Below are 21,658 nucleotides of genomic sequence, written 5' to 3'. Positions count from 1 at the left end.
ACTGGGCACTTCGTCTAAATTGGTCGGTCGAAGAGATTTGCTAGGAAGGAAGCATCTAGGATATCGATGACACCATCGTTGTTGAAGTCGACTGCTGCGTTGAAGTTTGCTGATCCATGTGTTGAGTCGAACGAGACGGCTAGAGCTGAGGCGTCAAGAATATTGACGACCCCTGTTCCGCTGATGTTGGGGTTCTTGTAGACTATTACTTTTCCGTGCATGCTGTCAGGGTGGATCTGGCAGTAGTACTCGTATCCGCCAAGCCCGGTGAAATCGTCTAGAGGAATATTCGGTGCGAAGAGAAAGTTTACTGTCCGGCTCGTAGGGATGTTCGCCTTTGCGACGCATCCTATCTTGTTGGCGGTCGAGCAAGAATCTGTCGTGTTCACTTTTGTTGAGAGGAAGCCCTTCGTGTACAGAGAGAACGTGTGGGTGCAGCAGTCTCCCCAGATAATCTTGAACGTGGTTGTTACTCCGCGGTACATCGCAAATCCAGGGTTGCAAGTGGCCGTTCCGCTCGGAGCACAGTTACCGAGCATCGTGGATGAGTTGAACCCTGCAAGGAACGCGGTTGCGGTGTACGCTGTCAAGTTGGCAAAGGCGGGGCTGAATTGTCCAGGCTGATCCACGGTTGGCCTTGCGTCCGGCGTGCCCGGCTTCTTGACGCGTTCAAATGTGAAGTTCGTTGTGACGGTTCCCGCTAGGAGAATCGCGATCAGTATTATTGTAATCTTCACAAAGAACGGTCTATGATATGACCTTCTACATGGATAATAGCTTTGCTATTACGGGTCTCGGCGGGTAACTATTCCGCTTTCCCAACCTTTCTTTTTCTCATAACTATTTTTCCCCCAACGTTTCTTTTCAGTTAACTATTCTATTTCCCGCTAACAAATATGCCATCCCACGGGGGGGTCTGTTTTTCCCGCGCCCCCGGCCCTTCGTGACACTAGGGCTGCGCCACGTTTGCACCTGGAACTGAAGTTGGCGGTCCTTCATGGGAGGCTCGTTTCTTCCGCCGGGACCGCCAGACCAAGAACCCGGCCACAGCAGCAACGCCTGCCGCCGCCCCTCCACCAACGGCAAACAACCAGAGACTACTCGCCGGCGCTGGAGACGGGCTCAGTGTGATCGTCGCATTTGTCAAACGGTTGAGAGAGATAACCACACCTTTTGATCCTGCCACAAAGCCAATGCTTGCCGCCCGTATCGTGTAAGATCCATTCCGGAGATCAGAGAAGGTGACGAGTCCGGAGTTGTTCACCTTCCCGCTGAGCGCCGGCTGCCCAGCCGGCTGAACCGTCGAGCCGATATCCGCACCCACGACAGGCTTCTTGTTCCCATCCACAACCCTCACCAACAAAGTTCCAACCACAACGGAGATCGCGACAGAGTCTGATCTTGTCCGGAAACCAGAATCGCTAACAGTCAGCACTGCAACATAGCTCCCCTTGACCGCGTACGAGTGAACAACCCCACTACCGACTCCCGTCGATCCTTCCCCGAAGTTCCACGTGTAATTGTACGGCGCCGCTCCACCCGCAACCTTTCCCTGGAATGAAACCTGTACCGGCGGATATCCGAGAAACGGACTCGCGCTCGCTGTCACGTTCATGTTCGGCGGAACCCATGATTTCATCAACGGATACCAGTCCTCTTCTCTCGGGCTGCCCGCCGGGCACGGAGCAGTAGATGCTCCACCATTCGGACATGGCCAAGGAATCAGTGTATCGCCGATCCCGTTGAGCCCGAAACCGTTCGCTCCATTATCCTTCCCTGAGTAATCGCTCCAGAAGTTTCCCCCAACCGCCGATATCGCCGTCTCGCCCGCCTCGAACAAGTTGTCATTGTTCGTATCGTTCACCACGGGATCTCCGCGTCTCCAGATCCCATCCCCATACCGGTCCACAAATTTCAGCCCGGAGAAGCTCTTCAGCATTGTACCCGGTAGCGGCATCATCCCGTTCACCGAGCCGATAACAGGCTCTCCCAAATCGTAAACTCCGTTACCGTCCGTGTCGTAGACAACTGTCTCGTTAAAATTCCACACACCATTACCGTTCGTATCAACGAACATGATCTTCGAATCGGTCTTCAACGTTGCCCCAGTCGCGTTGTCCCAGATGTTCTGGTCGCCGGGCGGAAACACCGCACTCGCCTGAATACTATTACTCCTGATATTATTGTGATAGAACCTATTTCCCACAGCATTTTGCAGGTTGATGCCCTCCGTGTTCCGCGGGTCTGCATTGTTGAACTCGATATTGTTCTCGGCGACAAGATTGTTCCGGGAGTTCTGGACCGAGACTCCCCAGAAAGAATCGTTCGCGACCAGGTTTCGCAACGCCACATTCCCAGTCGATCCGGCCCAGAGCTCCAGGCCCACCTGATCCTTCCGGATGATATTGTCGGTGATCTTGTTCCCTGACGATGAGTAGATTCTAACGCCGGCGACGTTGCCTGTGGCATTGTTAAATCGGATATTATTGCCGAACCCGCCCTGCACCGCTACACCGTAGAGATCACCGGTCAACAGGTTGTTTGTCACTGAAACCTGGCTGGAATCTAGAACCGTCACGCCGTTCGACTGAACAGAGGCGGACAGCTTGTTGTTCGATATCACGACCAGTGATGATGAGTTCACGAATATCGCGGGATCGAACAGTCCCGTATCGTTGATCGTGAAGCCCTGAAGCGAAACCCCGCTCGCCAGAGTAATATTAACACCCGGACCCGCGCCAGCCGGATCAATAACAGTCGTATCTCTCGAGGCGCCCGTGATGTTGACGCTCTTTATGACAACCACGCTCTCCCTGTAGATACCCGGAGCGACGAGAATCGTATCCCCTGAGACCGCGGCGTTCACCGCAGCCTGTATCGTCGAATACTGCGAGGGAACAGAGAGAGTGCCTGGATGAGCTGAGGCGTAGAACGATGCTCGGGGCAACACACCGGCGGTCAGGATGAGCAGAACAGTGGCAATCGTCCATACTAAGGACATGTTGATCCGAATAGCGACTCACCGGACGCTGATCAAAAGGACTGGACCTCTTATAATTCTAGCGCGCTCTCGCCAGATCGCAAACCTACGTATCGCTACGAAGTATTTCTATCGAAGGATAGAGAACCAGAAATCCAACGGTCAGCTCTTACTCTCCCCTCCGGCGTTCTAGATTGAATACTCCGGGAATTGCTTATCAAAATCACCCGTTTATCCTCTCGAATGCGTGGTAGGCTACGTATAACCGGAGGTTTCCATAGATACAGGAAGAACCCTGCCAGTCAGCAAGTCTTATATGAGGTATAGACGGAAAGCCTCAGTGGATATTGGATAGACATGAATAAACTACTATCCTCAATCATGCTAGCCACGCTAACAGTGCTCACAACAATCCCATTCTCAATGGCACCAGCCGCAGCCTTCTCAGGCGCACTCATCTCAATGGACCAACCACTATACTCAGGCGTCGTCGGAAGCACCTTTCAAGTAACCATCAGCCTCACCAACCAGCCAATGCTTGTCGGCTACGACTACTCACTGCTGTACAACAACGCAGTCCTCAGTTGCATCGCATACGACGACCACTCGGGCAGCACCCTTATCGGACCATTCGTTGCCTCAGGACAAGCATTCCAGTTCGTCTCAAGCTGCAACGACGGATTCGGCACAGCACGCTCCGCATTCTCTCTTCTGGGAGGAATAAGCACCAACGTCTTCTCATCAACCCTCGCCGTCATAACCTTCAAGGTTATCGCCGACGGCAACTCTGACCTCGTCATCGCACACGACCTGCTCGTCTGCGCCACTGGCGGATCAACAGGCCCATGCGCCCCACACACGAGCATCAACTCGGTCTTCTTCATTGCACCCACCGTCAACCTCGTAGCGCCCAACGCCCAGCCAACAGCGAGCCCAGTCCGACACCTACGCAAAGGCCAATTCACCGTCGACTACACCGGCTTCATCCAGCTATCGCCATCTAACCCACGTGCCGGCTATGGAGCAGTACTCCTGACCGCGACCGACCCGCACGGCGGCCAGCTTTTCGCTCAATCGAACGTCGTCTTCATGTTCCCCGGCAACTCGACCACCGTCAGCGCAACCATAGACTTCTCCTCAATGCCAACCATTGGAACCTGGAGCATCACCGCAACTGCACTTGAATGTGCAAGCCTAACGGTATGCGTTCCTGGCGCCTCCGGCCCTGGATTGTTCTTCAAAGTCAAGAGCTAGCGCGAATAACGGGAGCCCTCTCAGGGCTCAACCCTCCTTTTTCTTTTTCTACTCGGAAGGCCAGTTACTAATAGGTGAACTTCTTGACCACCCGCCAAGGACAACTCATCAGAGCCCTCCTCCTGGTGTCACTGACCCTCCTTGGCGTCTCAAGCCTCATCAATCTCGAGAATGCTCACGCTATCGGGTTCGCAGCCCCCACGCGAGTCTCAATGGGCACAACGCTTTCCCTCGATCCCAAGATACGAATTCTCGATAGCTCTCCCCCGATTGGAACAGCGCTTAAGGTCGACTCTAGAATCCGGTTCGTGGACACAAACAACAATGGACACTGGGACAGCGGAGAGACCGTAATCTACGATGCGAACAATGATACCCTCTACAACTTCGGCGACAGCATCATAGCCGGAACACCCCCCGCCTATTCCACACCATTAAAATCCGATAGCCACCTGAAGTTTGTTGACACGAACCTCGACAACGTATGGGATCAAGGCGAACCAGTTGTCTACGACGCAAACAACAACGGACTCTACGACGCGGGCGAGCTTGTGGTCGGAGGCCTACCTGTTGCCCCAACTAGTGCTCTGAAGACCGACGCGAAGTTAAAATTCTTCGATACGAACGGAAACGGAGTCTGGTCACTGGGCAAACCGGTAGCCTACGATGTGAACAATGATGGACTGTACAGCGCATCCCTCGATCCAAAAATCAAGTTTGTCGACACTCCACCCGCCAGCACTCCAAACGCGCCCGGAACATGGGCGTCAGGAAAGACCGTGATCTACGACGCTGACAACAGCGGAACATACACGACCGGAGACATTGTCATATCAGGCACAGCACCCGCCTTAGGCACAAACCTGAGCGTAGATTCCAAGATCAGATTCGTCGACTCCAACAGAACAGGCTCATGGACCAGCGGAGACGCAGTCGTCTACGACGCCAACAACGACAACATCTTCGAAACCGGAGAACCGGTCATAGCGAACGGCGCTCCCGCCCCCCAGACACAGCTCGCAAACGATCCAAAGATACGATATGTTGACACCAATAACAACAATCACTGGGTCCCGGGAGACAGCGTCACGTACGACAGCAACTTCAACGGCAGCTACAGTGCCTCAATCGATCCCCGCTTAAGGTTCTGGGATGCAAACAGTAACGGTCACTGGGACCCCGGCGAGACAGTAATCTACGACCGGAATAACAACGGGATCTACATCGGCCCCGGTAGTACTCACAATTTGTTCGTCGACAGAGTTATCGTCGGACCCGCTCCGCCCAACGGAACCATCATCGCCTTCGATCCCATCATGAGGTTCGTCGACACATTCCTAACAGGCGGCTGGTCCACAGGCGAGACCATCATCTACGAGTCCGACAACAACAACGTCTACGATGCTGCCGACGTAATCGTATTCGGAACCGCGCCCGCAGTCGGAACGCTGCTCCGAGAGCCAGTAATTGCGGGGCCAGTGCCGGCTATTGGGACCGTTCTGAAGACTGACCCGAACCTCCGATATGTCGACTCCGACACAAACAACGTTTGGGATTTGGGCGAAGCGGTCGTCTATGATAGCAACAGTAACCACGTGTACGATGCTGGCGAGCCGGTCGTCCTTGGCATACCTCCGCTGCCTGGAACCCTGCTGAGCGAGCCCGTTATTGCGGGGACTCAACTAACAATCGGCACCGTTCTCAAGTCCGATCCGAAGATAAAATTCGTCGATCTCAACGGGAACGGCGTCTGGGACCAAGGTGAACCTGTGGTCTACGACTCTAACAGCAACGGAATGTATGACCAGGGAGAATCGGTAATCGCCGGAGGAATCGCAGGGGACGGCCATTGGGATCCGGGCGAAACAGTTGCGTATGACGTCAACAATGACAAGATCTACGAAACAGGCGAGACCGTCATAGTTGGCAACGCCCCCCGAAATGCAACCGCCCTAGTAAGTGATTCCCTAGTCAAGTTCGCAGACCTCAACGGCAATGGCCTGTGGGATCCTGGAGAGATAATCGCATACGATCTCAACAACAGCAACGTCTACGACCCGGGAGACCCGGTAATCTACGGAACAACGCCGTCATCGGTGAGCGTTGGGAGCCCATCTGTCGCCCTGGACCCTCTCGGCAGGGTCTGGCTGGCATGGAGCGAGGTCCCCTTAGGAGTAGTGAAAAACCACATCATCTACTTCAAAGTATGGAACGGAACTGCCTGGACTAACAAGCAACAGGTGAGCAATGATGCCGGCGCCGATAACTACGACTCAGTGAGTCCTCTAGCAAACGGCACGATGATGATAGTCTGGTCGTCCAACAAGACCGGCCACCCGAACCTATACTACAGATTATACTCAGATACGATCGCAAGCCCATCCCCCACCACTCCGGCTATCCAGATGACAACGACATCGCTAAGTGATGCCTCTCCATCTGTTGCGGTCGATAGGTACGGCAGGATCTGGGTAGTGTGGTCTCGCCAGACAGGCGTTGGTTGTGCCCCAGTCTGCAGCAGTATCTACTACAAGTATTTCGACGGGCTCGCTTGGTCGGCAGATTTTCCGGTCCCAGGGGCTTCAAACCCGGCCCTGAGCCAGGTGACACCTTCCGCAATCATTGCAAAGGACGGTAGCATAAGGATCGTCTGGTCCTCCAACGATACTGGCGCCACTAACTTGTACTCGACGAGCACCGATGCTACCATTCCAGCGCTCCCGTCTACTGGGATTACCTCGAGTTCATGGACCGCCAGACAACTGCTCTTCGCGGACACTAACGACGATGGCTCACCCTCTATGGTTCAAGCTAGAGACGGCACCCTCTACGTCTTCTTCTCAGTAAGTACGATCAGCGGGAACAATATTGACTACACAACCTTTGCTCCGAACGCAACCTCTTGGACGGGACCTCTTGCCCTGACCTCAGCCACCACTGACGCTCTTCCCACCGCTGCTCAGATGTCCGATCAGAAGCTATGGATATTCTTCACCAGACAAAACTCTACGAGCGGCGCCATAGATCTTTGGAAGACAACCTCGGACCCGATTGCCGGGATTCATGACGTCGGAATAACGATTGTTTCCGTTTCCACTCGTCTCATCAGATCCGGTTATCCGTTCAACATAACTGTCGGAGTCAAGAACTACGGCGACTTTGCTGAATCAACCGCTGTGACATTGAAGATGAACACAACAACATTCACTAAACCTCTGAGCCTAACACCCGGCAGCACACAGCAAGTCATCTTCCAGCCCTCGCTGATTTGGGGACGATACGTCATGAACGCGACACTTCAATCCGTCCCTGGCGAGAGCGCTATCAACAAAGGCGACAACTTTCTGTCAATGGGGATCATGCGGATCTCGCCTCCCGGCGATGTTACGGGCGACGGTACTGTTGACATTCTTGACGCTTCCGCCCTCGCAGTATCCTTTGACTCGATGATCGGATCTCCACTCTACAATCCGTACGCCGACTTTGATCACGATGGGCATGTAGACATTGTTGACGCGTCCCTACTGGCCTTCAACTTCGGCAAAACCGTACTCTGACCAGACTTAGCTGATTTCCCAACCGCCCTGAACGGGGGTTCTTGCCGCGGGAATCTGACGCTTGCCGTAGATGTCTCCAACACTCCCGCGAGGCAGGAGTATTCCGATAGTGATAAATTCGGCCAGGCATCCAAACCGTATCGGTACTGATTATTGAGTAGACAAGCGTCCGCTACTCTCGTAGGTCTACTTACACTCGCATTTCTAATGTCGATGCCGACTTACGTTCAAGTTCATGGGGTAACCCAAAACCCAACGCAGAAAACCTCCTGGTCTCCATTCGGACCATCAACACCGAACCTCATCATACATGATTATTCTGACTTCACCACGATGTTTAGCGCTTTCAACAATGGCCTGATTGATATCACCGACTGGCCTATTCAGGCTCCAGATCTTTCAAAGTTCTGCAATAATGCAGACATATGGTGTAGCGCTCAAGACCCTGAATTCGGCATATTCCAGCTAGACATCAACAACCACGCCCCGTTCCTAGGAAAAGCCTTGCAGACGGCAAGGCCGGCACTCACCGGTTCCGTGACAAGCGTTCTCTCGGGAACTTCGAGCGCTTGTTCGAACGGAAACGGACAGCTCACCCTGAGCGTTGTCAACATCGAGAACAACACCCAGACATTCAAGGACTCACTGAACTCTATCACAATCAGCAACCAGCCGAGTGGCACCCCCAGCACCTCCACAAACGATCTAGGCGGGTCAACCCCGACTGGCTCATACAAGTTCCAATGCATTCTAGCAGGTGTCTACCAGATCTCGGGAACAATGATTACCGGTAATGCCACAAGTGGGACACATCTTGGTTGTGGCGCGGCGGCTGGCTGCACGATAGTGGTTCCCGCCGGCAGCGGCACCCAAGGAGGAACAGTTTCTGCAACATGGAACGTTGTCTGGAACAGTCCTAGCACTCTAACGCCATCTGCGCTGTTTCCGAATGTCATGAAAGCTATTGCTCATCTAGTTGACAAGCCAGAGTTCGTCCAGCATGATTCTATTCTCAACGGAGGAGCAACATGCGACGACACATTTCTGGCTCCCGCACATCTCATACAGGGTTCGCCTTGCGTTGCCCCATCAGCTGGCCAACCCGGCTCGCCGTTTCCGGCCTCGGTGCTTACGAAAGAGTGCAACAGTCTTGCTTTGGACGCGGTAATCACCGCGTGCAATCCAATCTCGGCGTACAATCTGGTCGATGACAACACCGGTAGCGGATCGATATGGTGGGGCGTACCTGGGCGGAGCGCGATAGGAGGCGTCGCAGCGGGATATTCCGGTCCCGCCGATATTGACGCGGCGTGCCAATACCTCGTAGCAGCAGGCTTCCCATTATCAGGTGGGACAACCAACACTTGTGCTGCCCTCGGTCAGGCATCTGTTGGGACAACTCAACCGACATCATACCCCCACTTTACCGCCCCACCCGGGACCCATTTCGTCGTATTGCTTCGAACTGACCCGCCGAGAGCCCATTTTGGCCAGATAATTGCTGACAGCATCAACATGCTCTTTGGAACACCGAACGATTCAGGCACTTGCCCAGCAACATGCACTCAGACCTCTACCGGCACTGCGACAGTACTCTACTTCAACCAAGGGTCCGCATTGCAGCCAACAGCCGCATACAGCTCGATCGGAGCGGCTGTCAGTGTTGTTTTCGGAGATGGTGGAGCAGGCAAGGCTGATGGCTGGAATCTGTATACGGGCGGCTTCTCTCTGGGCTCAACACCCGATTTTCTCTTTTCAAACTACCATAGCGAGTTCGGATCAAACGATTGCGGTGGCTCATTCAACAACTTTCCAGCAAACTACGTCTTCCACTGCGACCCTGGATTTGACGCGATGACCAATGCCGGAGAATTCCAAGCGATTTCAAGCCCGACGCTTACATCTGCCGGCGCGATCTTCCAGGACGCAGCACTGAGAGCCTACAATCTCCCAATCGGCATCGCGATGTACAGTCGCATCCAACAGTTCGCTGCGTTGAACGGCTGGAACTGGCAGCAGACAGGCAACGGACTCGGCTCCAGTCTCGTCGTCCAGAAGGGTCATGGCACTCAGACTGGTTTCTGGTCGTTGCTGAACGCACGCCAGGTTCCAGGCTATACTCCGACAAGCTCAGTATACGCCCCGGGTGGAGGTAATCCGAACCTGATACGCCGCGGTTTCTCACAAGACCCTGACACGCTGAATCCGTATCAAGCTCTGACCGTCTGGGACTTCGAGATCATTGGCCAAGTCTTCGACACGATGTTGCAGGTCAATCCGGAAACGGGCGGTGCGAACCAACAGGTCGTCGACTGGATGACTACAAGCCACTCTGCAAGCTTCAACTCAAACGAGCTGGGCTGTATTCCTCCGCCCAGTGTATCGACTCCGATGTGTGCCAAGGGAATCGTCACCCAGACTTGGCATTTGCGTGATGACATCTTCTTCCAAGACAACACACCAGTAACGGCCGGGGACGTTGTCTACTCGATCCTAACCACGAGGGACGATCCTTCCGCGAACGCGTTCAGTAGCGCGGCATTCGTGACCAACGCGATCGCCCTTGACGCGAAGACAGTTCAAGTCAAACTACAGTCCAACAGTCCCTACTACGAAATTAACATCGGAAGCATACCCATTATTCCTCAGCATCTTTGGGGATCCGTTTGCGGAAGAATCTCTCCAGTATCAACTCCAGGAGGAGTTGTGAGTGCAGTAACCAACGGTCCTGCCTCGTCATGTGCTGATCCATCATTTGATCCCTTAACATGCACTGGCTCGTTCGGAGCCGTTGCCGCCTGCGGCACGACATTCGCTGATGGTAGCATTCAGGGCATATTCACTGGTAGTGGTCCTTACGTCTGCAACAATGTTGACAGCGGCAAGCTAGCTTTCGGAAAGGCTGGCGGTTCATGCGCCCAGAGCGGCGCTGGCACCATAATTGGCGGAGGCCAATTCACGGTTGACAGCAGAGTTCTGCTCCAGGCCAACTTCAACTACATGCGAGGAGTCCGGGGCGGGCAAGCAAACAGCCTGCAGAAGCAAAGCTGGGCGGACGTCAACGACGACGGCGTTGTCAACATTTTAGACGCGAGCAACGCTGCTTTCTTCTTCGACAAGGCCAATAGCTACTGGGCCCACCCGGAATACGCGTGCAGCCCAACGGCTACCATTGTTGACATTTGCGTCATGTCAGCACTTTCCGTTTACTTTGATCAGGGTTTGACGGCTCCATTCGGAGGCGCAAACGTCAATCCGTCCACACAGCTCAGCGTCCTTGACCCGCAGATAGACCCCTACTCTTTGCAACTGTCAGGGACCGCCACATGTCTCTATTATCAGAAAACGACCACGGTTCAGACTCTGTTCGAGGTGTTAACCTGTGGTAATTCAGGGGGAGTTGCGCTTCCGGCTGGTCACACGATCACTTCGAAAGCATTTCCCGTCGCTTCATCCGGGATATTAGGGACTCCAGTCGCTGGAACAGTTGTGGTCGGAGCAGGTGGAAGCGGGGTGTCAACATGGAGCCCCAGTCTCACCAGCGGTTCACAGTACGAAATCATCTTCTACGATAATGGCGTCCAAATTGGCCGGTTCTATGCCACCTCGTAATCCGGATCGCGTGCGAACCATAGCCACTTCGCGACCACTTTCATATCCCAAAAATTACTCAACCAGGTATGTTTCTATGGCAAGGGTCGCCACTATGCTTTTGTAGCTATCCCAAGGAATAAGTACCGGACACAAGAATTCGATCATAACATTATCAAAGTGCAAGATGAATGGTTCATTCTACCGGAAACGAGACCCGTTCAAGAACCGCGATTGTCCTCCTCTTGATCCTAGTGGCCGGACTTGTTGCGGGAGGTCCACTCAACCACCTGTTGGGAGGATCCCTTCCCCTGATCCATACTGTTTCCGCAGCCCTCGGTCCCGCCAATAATCTGGGTATCGATTGTGCGCTAGGCTCATCTGCAGATTCTCCCAATCCCTTTCCGACGCCAATTACCACCAAAAACTCAGATGGAGTAATCGACTCTGGGTGCCAGTGGGCTGGAGACGTTGACGGCGACCCTGCCGCAACCCTCGACCCTCTCACGTCTGATAGCCCTGAAACCCTAAGCCCGCAAATCGGCGGAGGTTTCATCGCCGATGTAATATTCACCAACATGAACACGACAATCAATGGGTTCGACATCACCGTCAACTACGACCCTCACATTCTAGACTTTGTCGCCTTCGACCAGACAGGACTAACGTTCGGTGGGAACGTTGGTTGTCCGATCTCGAATCCGAGTTGCACTCTCCAGCTGGCATCGAGTGCTGATCGCGTCAACGGAGTAATCCGTCTTGCTCAAGTGGTTCTCGGTCTCCATATCGGTCCCAACGGAGATACCGGGAACGTTAACAGCGTCACCTTCTTCAGGCTAAGGTTCGACGTGGTGGGCGCGGGTTACACCGCCATCCACTTCGGAACAAACATCGTAACGCTAGCCGTTGGCGCAGTTACCAGTCCAGATCCTCACTACACTGTAGACGGGTCGTTCAGCACTCAAGACATTTTCAATCTTTTAGACTCTCAACCGCTCGCTCCATCGACCTCTTGGTTTAACGCGTCCTGGTCGTACTCGCCAAACCCAGAAGTTCCCGGTAGTCCTTTGACTTTCACGGCTACAGCCTCATGTTCTTACTGTAGAGGAGCTCTTACTTATCACTGGGACTTTAGCAGTGTCGATTCATCCACATACACTCCAAAGATAGACAGGACTGGCAGCCTCGTTACTATTACCGCGCCTCCTCCCCTCGTCAACAGGGTCACTCTTACAGTCACAAATGCCAGTGCCACTGTTTCCGTTTCTGCTACCCGTATCCTTCCACTTGTTGCAAAGAATAATCTCCACACGTTGGCTGTGGGTGTCGCGGGAGATGTTGGCGGCAGCTGGCTTGGCGGAACATCTTCCTACTCGGGAAGCTATGGACTCTGTCCAGCCCAAAGCTCCAATGATGTATCCGTCTGTTCCAAATCAAACCTAGTAATTCCACTCGGTACTACTGCGCAGAACAAGACAGCGCTCGTCTCATACAATTATGCAGGGTTATACAATTCGACCCTTACTGTCACGGACAGCGCCCCATCCTGGGTTAACGGGCCTTTCACTGCCTCCACGACTTTTCTAGTAAATGTCACAGGAACCCCGATGGTATACTCACTCGGAATAACCTCAAACACAACTGTTGCCTTCGTTAATCATGCAGTTCAATTAACCGCGACTGTAGCCTACAATAGCAATTATCCGGCCGTGTTGCGCTCAACAAGTTTCCGATACGTCTTCTTCTTCGGCGACGGGAGCAGCCAAATTATCTCATCTGGCTCATCCGCATCAGTTTCACACATTTACCTTACCAGCGCAAGATTCAGTGTACTTGTGCGAGCTCAGGAGACAAGGACCACAGTATTGTCAAAATCCAGGATTCAGGAGAATGGTTACACAATAATGGCTGTTGATGCCCCGATTACAGCCGACTTTGGTACTAGCCCCACGACGGTCCAGTCTGGACAGACTGTCACTTTCACCGCCACCGCTTCCGGTGGAAGCTCCACGTTCACATATTCTTGGGCCTTCGGCGACGGAACGAGCGGTACGGGCGTATCGGTGACTCATACCTATTCCAATGCGGGAACCTACAACGTGAACCTGACGATCACCGACTCCTATGGAGGAAGCTCAGTCGTTACTCATGCCGTAACCGTAACAGCGCCGACTGGACCAGGTACTCCTCAAGCCTTCCCATTGGTCTACGTCGGTGCTGGAGTCGGCGGAGTAGCGGTACTTGCCGCGCTGGTCCTGCTTCTCAGACGGAGAAGAAGGGGCATACCTTCACCTCTCTAGCACGATTTCGACTACAGCGTTCCGCCATAGCAGAACCACGCGCAAGAATTCATACCCTCAAAAATCAGTAGGTGTTTTTTCTTGGAAGATGTCTTCAAAAATCTCGCAGGGCGCTTCCATAAACTTTTAAGCTGCTTTTAGCCGCCTCTTGTTTTCAGAGGTCGTTCAGCTGAACCGACGCGTAGCAACTTCGATCTTGTTGCTGGTCTTTGCTATATCTGCCACGCTCAACGCAAGTCCAATCACACCAGTTCCCGTGCATGGTGCGCCCCAACCTTTCGTAGGTGTCTGGAGCAATGATTGCAGTTCTTCTAATGTGACCAATACTAGTCCTTTCTGTGCTGCGTCAGGCCTGACATTGACTCCAAAGAATCAGTTTACTATTCAGATCAACGTAACGAACACTCCATCGTTTAACGCGTTTGAGTTCGCTTTGTATTATGACCCCCACTACCTCAACGCGCTCAGTGTCGATGTCACTGGCTCGACGGGCACCCAAACAGTATTTGGAAACCATGCTGATGCTTTCAAAAACGATGTCAGCAATCGAGGGGTCATTTATGAGGCAGTGATTGGTCTTGGCGACGCCGGAATATTCCCCGGAGGCAACGGTGTCCTTGCAAATGTCGTCTTTAACATTACAGGAACAGGGGTCAGTCCATTGACACTAGCCGCTGGAATGTTTCCGTCGAGTTTTGCCCAAGATGCGAGAGGAAAGAAACCGGTTTACACAGATTTGGCCACTACCAACGCTGCAGGTTACACCTACTATATTGGAGTCGATACTTCTGACGGCTACTTTACGAATGTTGCCGGGACTGGCCAGCTTGGGCCTATTGCCAAGTTTACTACGTTTCCCCAACCGGCCGAGCAGGGCCGTGCTGTAACTTTCGATGCTACAGCAAGTTTTGATCCTGACCACCCTCTATCCGGTATCCTACGGTACGTCTGGGACTTCGGCGACGGAGGTTCAGAAAACAACACGGTCCCGATGACTAGCCACCCATACGTTAGTCCTGGTGACACCAGATATCTCGGAAACTTCACTGTTCGCCTGACGGTTGTTGACATAGACAATGGTTTCCAGGGCATGTCTGTCAAGAGAATAGAAATAGTTCGGCCACCGAAACACGATGTTGCGGTATTCGCTGTTACGGCAACACCTGCTAGCATAACTCCAGGTCAGCAGGTGACCGTCAGAGTGATCCTCAAGAATCAAGGAACTTTCCCCGAAAACTACAATCTCTCCGTCTCCTACGGCCCTCCGACCACGTTCATCCATAACGAAACTGGCCGAGGGCTTGCCGCTTCAGGCACAGTAACTTACAGCTACATGCTCAACACCACTAAGCTCAAGCCCAACACCTATACGGTTGTAGCGACCGTTCATATTCCATTCGCCAACGACACCTCAGACGAGGTTGGGCGCACGCTTTTCGTAGTGGCATGGCCTTCCAATGCGCCCTTTCTCTACCTGCTATCAGGAGGCGCTGGCATTGTGGCCTTGGTCTCAGTCGGCGGTTTCCTCGCTCGACGCAGAAGGCTAAAGTTAGCGGAGATCGAGGACGACATGAGACCGAGGAAAGGAAAACGTTCTCGATGAGTCAAATGGCTGGCTAGATTCCTCCGTCCACCCAGGGGTATCCCGAGCCACCCTTTTAGAGGATAATCTTAAAAGGGCAAATTGCCCGATACCCCCTTCGAAGAATATTGCTAAAAAATACACCAATACTAGTTGCAATGCTTACTATCGCATTTCTCATGTCAATGCCAATACATGTCCAAGTACACGCAATCACCTCTACACAAACGACCTCTTGGTCACCTTTCGGACCTGCTACGCCCAATCTGGTTATTCACGACTATTCGGACTTCGCCACCATGTTCGGTGCGTTCAAGAGCGGTCAGATTGACGTAAGCGACTGGCCCATTCAGTTCCCTGACCTCGGTACCCTCTGTAATAACGCAGATGTATGGTGCAGTGCTCAGGATCCTGAATTCGGCATATTCCAGCTTGACGTCAACAACCACGCCCCATTCCTAGGAACGGCCATGCAGACCGCACGACCCTCGCTCACCGGCTCTGTCGTCCCTGGAACTCCTGGAACGACAGCTGCTTGTGCAAACGGGAATGGACAGCTAACCCTCAATGTTGTCAACGTTGAGGCAGGCGGCGCGTTCAAGGACTCGCTGAATACAGTTACCATAGCCAACCAGCCTTCAGGAACTCCTGCGTCCTTGCCAACCAATGATCAGGGTGGTCAAACCCCCACTGGAACATACGTGTTCCCGTGCATCCTAGCGGGCACCTACCTGATCACAGGATCGATGGTCACAGGTAACTCTACGAGTGCACCCCACCTCGGCTGCGGAGTCGCAGCAGGCTGCACCGTAGCTATCCCTGCAGGCTCTGGTACGCTAGGTGGAGCCCTCACGGCTACATGGAACGTTGTCTGGAACAGTCCGAGCACTCTAACACCCACTGCAGCTATGCCGAACATCATGAAAGCAATTGCTCACTTGGTTGACAAGCCAGAATTTGTCGCGAACGACGCCGATCTCCACGGACTAGCCAGGTGCCTAGACACATTCCTTGCCCCTGCCCACCTCATTCAGGGTTCGCCCTGTGTGGCTAGCCCGCCGCCGGGTGCCCCATTCCCCGCAGCTGTGCTCAGTACTGAATGCACCGATCTCACATTGGACGCTGTAATCAAGGCGTGCGCTCCAATCTCAGCGCATCACCTCGTTGACGCGAACACCGGTGCCGGCTCTGTATGGTGGGGTGTACCCGGACGAACCGCGCGAGGCAGTGTAGTATCAGGCTATGCTAGCCCGGCCGATATTGATGCAGCCTGCCAATACCTTTCGAAGGTTCCGGGCTTCACCTTGTCCGGTGCGACCACCGCTCCTGCGGGAACGGCAGTGAACAGCTGTGCTGAACTAGCCGTAAACTCTATGGGAACAACCGCGCCGAACGCAACCTCGTATACTCACTTCACCGCTCCTGCGGGAGCACACTTCTTGGCCCTGCTTCGAACTGACCGGCCTAGGGCTCACTTCGGGCAGATCGTCGCTGACAGTATCAACATGTTCTTTGGAACACCAAACGACTCCGGCAGCTGCCCGGCACCATGCACCCAGACCTCCACCGGAACTGCCACGGTCCTCTACTATACAACAGGAGCTGCGTTACAACCAACAGCCGCGTACAACACCATCAGGGTCGCTGTCCCGATCGTTTTCGGTGACGGTGGCACTGGTCTCGCTGACAGGTGGAACATTTACACGGGCGGATTCTCGCTAGGATCCACACCGGACTTTCTGTTCAGCAACTACCACAGCCAATTCGCTTCCTTTGACTGCGGTGCAGCGTTCAACCTGTTCCCATCCAACTATGACTTCCACTGCGACCCCGCGTTCGACGCTATCACCAGTGCGGGAGAATTCCAGGCCATCTCGACACCAACTTTGAGCGGCGCAGCTGCAATCTTCCAAGATGCGGCACTGCGAGCGTTCAACGTCCCCATCGGCAACCCACAATACTCTCACCTTCAACAGTTCGCTGAACTGAATGGTTGGAACTGGCAAGGCAGCGGCGCAGGCCTGAGCTCGAGTCTCGTGATCCAGAAGGGTCACGGTTCTCAGACAGGGTTCTGGTCGCTGATGAACATGCGCCAGCTTCCAGGCTACACTCCGGCGAGCGGTGTTTTCGCGCCAGGTGGCGGTAACCCGAACCTGATCCGACGAGGCTTCTCGCAAGATCCGGACACGATCAACGTCTATCAGGCGACGACTGTCTGGGACTTTGAGATCATTGGCCAAGTCTTCGATTCGATGGTTGCCGTGAACCCGACTACCGGCGGTGCTAACCAACAGGTGATCGACTGGATGACTACAAGCCACTCTGAGACATTCAACCCCAATGAGCTTGGCTGTATTGCTGGACCGAGTGTTGTTGCCCCAAGCTGTGTTAAGGGTATTACGACCCAGACATGGCACCTTCGTAACGACCTCTTCTTCCACGACAATACGCCAGTCACAGCTCAGGACGTTGTCTATAGCATCCTGACTCAACGGGACGATCCCTCCGCTAACGGCTTCTCAAGCGTTGCTTTCGTTACCAATGCTGTCGCTTTGGACGCTAAGACGGTCCAGGTGAAGTTGGAGTCGAACAGCGCTTTCTATGAGATCAACATCGGTGGAGTACCTATCGTTCCACAGCACTTGTACCAGGGACCGGGCGGCTCGATATGCGGAAGCGTATCCAGCTTGTCCACACCAGCCGGCCCAGTGAACGTGATTGCCAACGGACCATCATCAGCATGCGCTGACCCAGGCTTCGACCCGGTGACCTGCGTAGGAACTGCAGGAGCGGTCGCAGGCTGCGGAACAACGTTCGCTGACGGTAGCGTCCAGGGAATCTTCACTGGTAGCGGTCCTTACGTCTGCCCCAACGTCAGCCCAAGCACCTTCCAAGCCTCCGGAAAGCCCGGAGGTTCATGCATCCAGAGCTCCACAGGCGCGGTGATCGGTGGAACATCAATGTCAACTGACAGCAGGGTGCTCTTGACTGCCTACCCGAACTATATGCGGGGCATTAGAGGTGACCAAGGTCACGCTCTACAAAAGGCAAGCTGGGGTGACCACAACAAAGACGGTCAAGTGAACATCTTGGACGGAAGCAACATGGCCTTCTTCTTCGACAAGGCCAACAGCTACTGGGCCCACCCGCAATACGCGTGCACCCCAACAGCTACCGTTGTTGACGTCTGTGTTGCATCAGCGCTTGCCGTTTTGTTCGACACTGGTAACACTGCTCCGTTCGGAGGTACAGGCACTAGCCCGGGACTCTTCAATGTCGACCCACAAATCGACCCGTACAACATGCAGCTCCCCGGTAGCGGCGTCTGTCTCTACTACCAGAATACTAACACCGCTGCAACTCAGCTCGTGCTCGTGAACTGCAACGCTTCAGGCGCAGCAAGCCTACCAGCCGGCCACACAATAACCGACTCTGCCAGCGTCCTCAACGCCGACGGAACACTGGGAACCGCCCAATCGGGCACCGTTACAGTGTCCGGAGGAACAGTAACGAACAGTTGGAGTCCAGCTCTCGTACACGGAACTCACTACGTGATCAGGATCTTCGACAACACTGGCACCGGACCTGTCCAGATCGGACAATTCTACGTAACAGCATAACAGAACATCGTATCAAGTCAAACTCCCCTTCTTATTTTTCTCAAATACCTGCGGTAGCCTTGGATGCGGTCTGAGGCTGTCACGGGGAGATATTCAAAATCCCAGGCGTTTCGCGACATTGGTGGTTCGGGCGCGTGCACCGGTCCGAAAGGCCCGATTCACAGATGCTCCCTTCCCAATTAACATCCAATCTTGCTTTTGAAACAAACGTTCGGAACCAGCTACCGATAAGGCTAAATTACATATGACAGGGGTGGTATCTCTCGTCGGTCTGAAAAATGGGTCTTCGTGGATACCTGCTTAAACGAGGAATAAACACGGTCATCCTCGTGCTGTTTGTAATAGTCTTGAACTTCACGATATTCGAGCTTTTGCCCGGGACTCAGGCGGCCATTGCGAACTTGACCCAGAATCCGAAGGTGCACGACACTCGGGTTATCCACCACCTTCAGATAGCATATGGTATCTGCAAAGGATTCACCCCTGCTGGGGAGTGCATCAGCACGACGTTTCTCGAGCGATTTCTAGCGTATTTCAAGAGCATGGTAACCTTCGACTTTGGAAATTCCTATTCTTCGGGCAAACCTATTCTTGATGAGATGATTCACGAAGGGAGACTATACAATACGCTGATCCTGCTAGGTGTGTCTACTACATTTTCAATCCTGATCGGAGTCTTTCTCGGCGTCCTATCCGCGTCAAGAAGAGGGTCTCTGTTTGACAATGGTTCAGTAATCATATCGCTTATCACGTATTCTCTTCCCACGTTCTGGATGGGTCTTCTGGCCATACTCATTTTCGCCCAGACCTTGGGATGGTTCCCCCCAGGAGGAGTGACGCCCGCAACCCCGCAGTGGATACTCAACCCGCCACCGCTTCTTACACAGATAGTTGTCAGGACTCAGTATCTGTTCCTGCCCGCAGCCGTCCTTACCCTCTTCTTCTATGGGGGGCATTTGCTGATAACGAGGGCAACGATGATGGAATCGCTTGGCGAAGACTACATTGTTACGGCAAAAGCGAAGGGTGTTTCGAATTGGGGGGTGCTGTTCAAGCATGCGCTAAAGAACGCGTCCCTGCCAATCGTTACCAATGCAGCTCTTAGCTTTGGAGGTTTGCTCGGGGGAGCCATTATTACAGAGACAGTCTTCTTCTGGGATGGTCTCGGTCTCTGGATTTTCAACGCGATCAACAACAAAGACTTTCCGGTCATGCAGGCAATGTTCTACATCATCGCCCTGTGCGTCATCGGGGCGAATCTGATATCTGATATTGTCTACGGAATCATAGACCCGCGGATAAAATACGAGTGAGCCACGTCTTGTCGACGGCGTCAAGAGTACCATATCGCATTATTCGACTCAAGAAATTCTTCCAATCTCTTCTCTCTACCAGGATGGCTGCCGCCGGGCTTGTCCTATTGCTGTTTTTCCTTGTTCTCGCCGTAGCAGCACCGCTGTTAACGCCTTATCATCCGAAGCAGGAGGTAGTCTCCGCTTCTCTTGACCCTCCAAGCTGGATAACGTTCTACACCGGTGCAGGAGGATATAGTCAGAATACCCAGTTCTCGCAGTTGACCTACAACACAGTGGGATCCGGAATCACGTTGACGAAAAATAGTCAAACGTCGAATTCTCTCGACTTCGCCGTCAACTCTACGTTAGGGGGAAAAATCCAACTGGTAAAGACGCTCAACTACCCATATCAGGGAGAGTCCAAAGATTTCCTTGGAAACTCAATCGTCATCGTGAAAGACCGTTCCAGTCCGTTCAACGCTACTGACTATGTGACAAAGTTGTACCGGATGCCAACCGAGGAGAACTTCACCTTCTGGACACAGACCTTAACCAATGCGCAGACCTACTCCCCTGTCGGCTCTCTAGATGCGAATAACGTCGCCCAGACGCTGCGTCTCGGTGGGACGAGCTTAAATGCGGCGGAAGTTATCTTCAACGTTCCAGGAACCTATCGATACGTTCTGGAGCTAACCTTACCAAACGGCAACTTTCATGCAGACGTTTCAGTAAAGGAATTCCAGTTGGCTGTGTTCGGCAACACTTTTGGCTGGATGGGCACGGATGATTCCGGCTATGATGTTTTCACGCAATTTGTCTACGGCGCCCGACTCTCGCTCATCGTAGGCCTTACGGCCACCGTCATTGGCATTGGGCTAGGACTGCTGGTGGGTCTCATGGCCGGATACCTGGGAAAACTAGTTGACGAGGTTTTGATGCGGTTCACCGATATGATGCTTGTAATTCCATCACTCCCGTTGCTAATCGTCCTGGTCGCCGTGCTCGGACAAAGTCTTACCAACATCATTTTTGTCCTCGGTTTTCTCGGCTGGATGGGGTTCGCTAGGCTCGTCCGCTCTCAAGTCCTGAGTCTGCGAGAAAGACCATTCATCGAGGCTGCCAAAGCCTCGGGAGCGGGGACGGGATACATAGTAATCCGGCACATCTTCACCAACATTGTCTCGCTAACCTATGTCAACCTCGCGTTATCTGTTCCGTCTGCGATCGTCGGGGAGGCAGCCCTTAGCTTTCTCGGACTTGGAAGCCTAACCGAAACGACCTGGGGTAGAATGCTTGCGGAAGCAAGAGGCGGTGTTTCGCTCCCGTGGTGGTGGATCATTCCACCAGGGCTGGGAATCGCTGTGTTGTCTCTGTCATTCATTCTCCTCGGATTTGGGTTCGATGCGATTTTCAACCCGAGGCTGAGACGACGTCGCTAGTCGGGATACACCTAGCAGCAGCCGTAGGGTCGTATCAATC

Annotated in this window: 10 protein-coding genes; 8 read left to right on the top strand and 2 right to left on the bottom strand. The window is 53.5% G+C overall.

All coding sequences use genetic code 11. The features are described from left to right. Positions 1-14: 14 nt before the first annotated feature. Positions 15-737, bottom strand: a complete 723-nt coding sequence (locus VGS11_06635) for a dockerin type I domain-containing protein (protein ID HEV2119761.1) — start codon at positions 735-737, stop codon at positions 15-17. Between the two features lie 212 nt (positions 738-949). After that, entirely contained in the window at positions 950-3,001 is a 2,052-nt protein-coding gene (locus tag VGS11_06630; protein HEV2119760.1) for a NosD domain-containing protein, read from the bottom strand. A gap of 336 nt (positions 3,002-3,337) precedes the next feature. Here VGS11_06630 and VGS11_06625 point away from each other — a divergent pair, with 336 nt between their 5' ends. The 8 genes from VGS11_06625 to VGS11_06590 all read left to right on the top strand — a co-directional run bounded on the left by VGS11_06625 (position 3,338) and on the right by VGS11_06590 (position 21,618). Continuing rightward, positions 3,338-4,234 (top strand): cohesin domain-containing protein, encoded by an 897-nt coding sequence (locus tag VGS11_06625; protein HEV2119759.1) that lies wholly within the window; start codon positions 3,338-3,340, stop codon positions 4,232-4,234. A gap of 83 nt (positions 4,235-4,317) precedes the next feature. Next, on the top strand, positions 4,318-7,791 hold the full coding sequence (locus tag VGS11_06620) for a dockerin type I domain-containing protein (GenBank protein ID HEV2119758.1): 3,474 nt from the start codon (positions 4,318-4,320) through the stop codon (positions 7,789-7,791). Positions 7,792-7,944: 153 nt separating this feature from the next. Further along, positions 7,945-11,403, top strand: coding sequence for an ABC transporter substrate-binding protein (locus tag VGS11_06615; GenBank protein HEV2119757.1), 3,459 nt, complete (start codon positions 7,945-7,947; stop codon positions 11,401-11,403). 170 nt (positions 11,404-11,573) lie between these two features. Further along, positions 11,574-13,682 carry a PKD domain-containing protein gene (locus VGS11_06610; protein HEV2119756.1) on the top strand — a complete coding sequence of 703 codons (2,109 nt, stop codon included), beginning with the start codon at positions 11,574-11,576 and terminating at the stop codon, positions 13,680-13,682. 358 nt (positions 13,683-14,040) lie between these two features. Then, a complete protein-coding gene (locus VGS11_06605; GenBank protein HEV2119755.1) occupies positions 14,041-15,285 on the top strand; it encodes a PKD domain-containing protein in 1,245 nt (414 codons plus the stop codon). Positions 15,286-15,392: 107 nt separating this feature from the next. After that, positions 15,393-18,884: an ABC transporter substrate-binding protein gene (locus VGS11_06600; protein HEV2119754.1), complete on the top strand. Its 3,492-nt coding sequence runs from the start codon at positions 15,393-15,395 to the stop codon at positions 18,882-18,884. A gap of 278 nt (positions 18,885-19,162) precedes the next feature. Further along, positions 19,163-20,197, top strand: coding sequence for an ABC transporter permease (locus VGS11_06595; protein HEV2119753.1), 1,035 nt, complete (start codon positions 19,163-19,165; stop codon positions 20,195-20,197). Further along, entirely contained in the window at positions 20,194-21,618 is a 1,425-nt protein-coding gene (locus VGS11_06590) for an ABC transporter permease (protein HEV2119752.1), read from the top strand. Before VGS11_06595 ends, VGS11_06590 begins: the two co-directional genes overlap by 4 nt. Positions 21,619-21,658: the final 40 nt, after the last annotated feature.

Source organism: Candidatus Bathyarchaeia archaeon, from assembly GCA_035935655.1.
Classification (GTDB): domain Archaea; phylum Thermoproteota; class Bathyarchaeia; order 40CM-2-53-6; family 40CM-2-53-6; genus 40CM-2-53-6.
The sequence above is the reverse complement of the archived record's forward strand: the minus strand, read 5'-3'. Positions and strand labels throughout refer to the sequence as shown.

What these genes read in the sequence shown, in the direction of transcription:
- VGS11_06630 (HEV2119760.1), bottom strand. Translation starts at nt 3,001, where the DNA reads ATGTCCTTAGTATGGACGATTGCCACTGTTCTGCTCATCCTGACCGCC.
- VGS11_06610 (HEV2119756.1), top strand. Translation starts at nt 11,574, where the DNA reads ATGGTTCATTCTACCGGAAACGAGACCCGTTCAAGAACCGCGATTGTC.
- VGS11_06595 (HEV2119753.1), top strand. Translation starts at nt 19,163, where the DNA reads ATGGGTCTTCGTGGATACCTGCTTAAACGAGGAATAAACACGGTCATC.
- VGS11_06625 (HEV2119759.1), top strand. Translation starts at nt 3,338, where the DNA reads ATGAATAAACTACTATCCTCAATCATGCTAGCCACGCTAACAGTGCTC.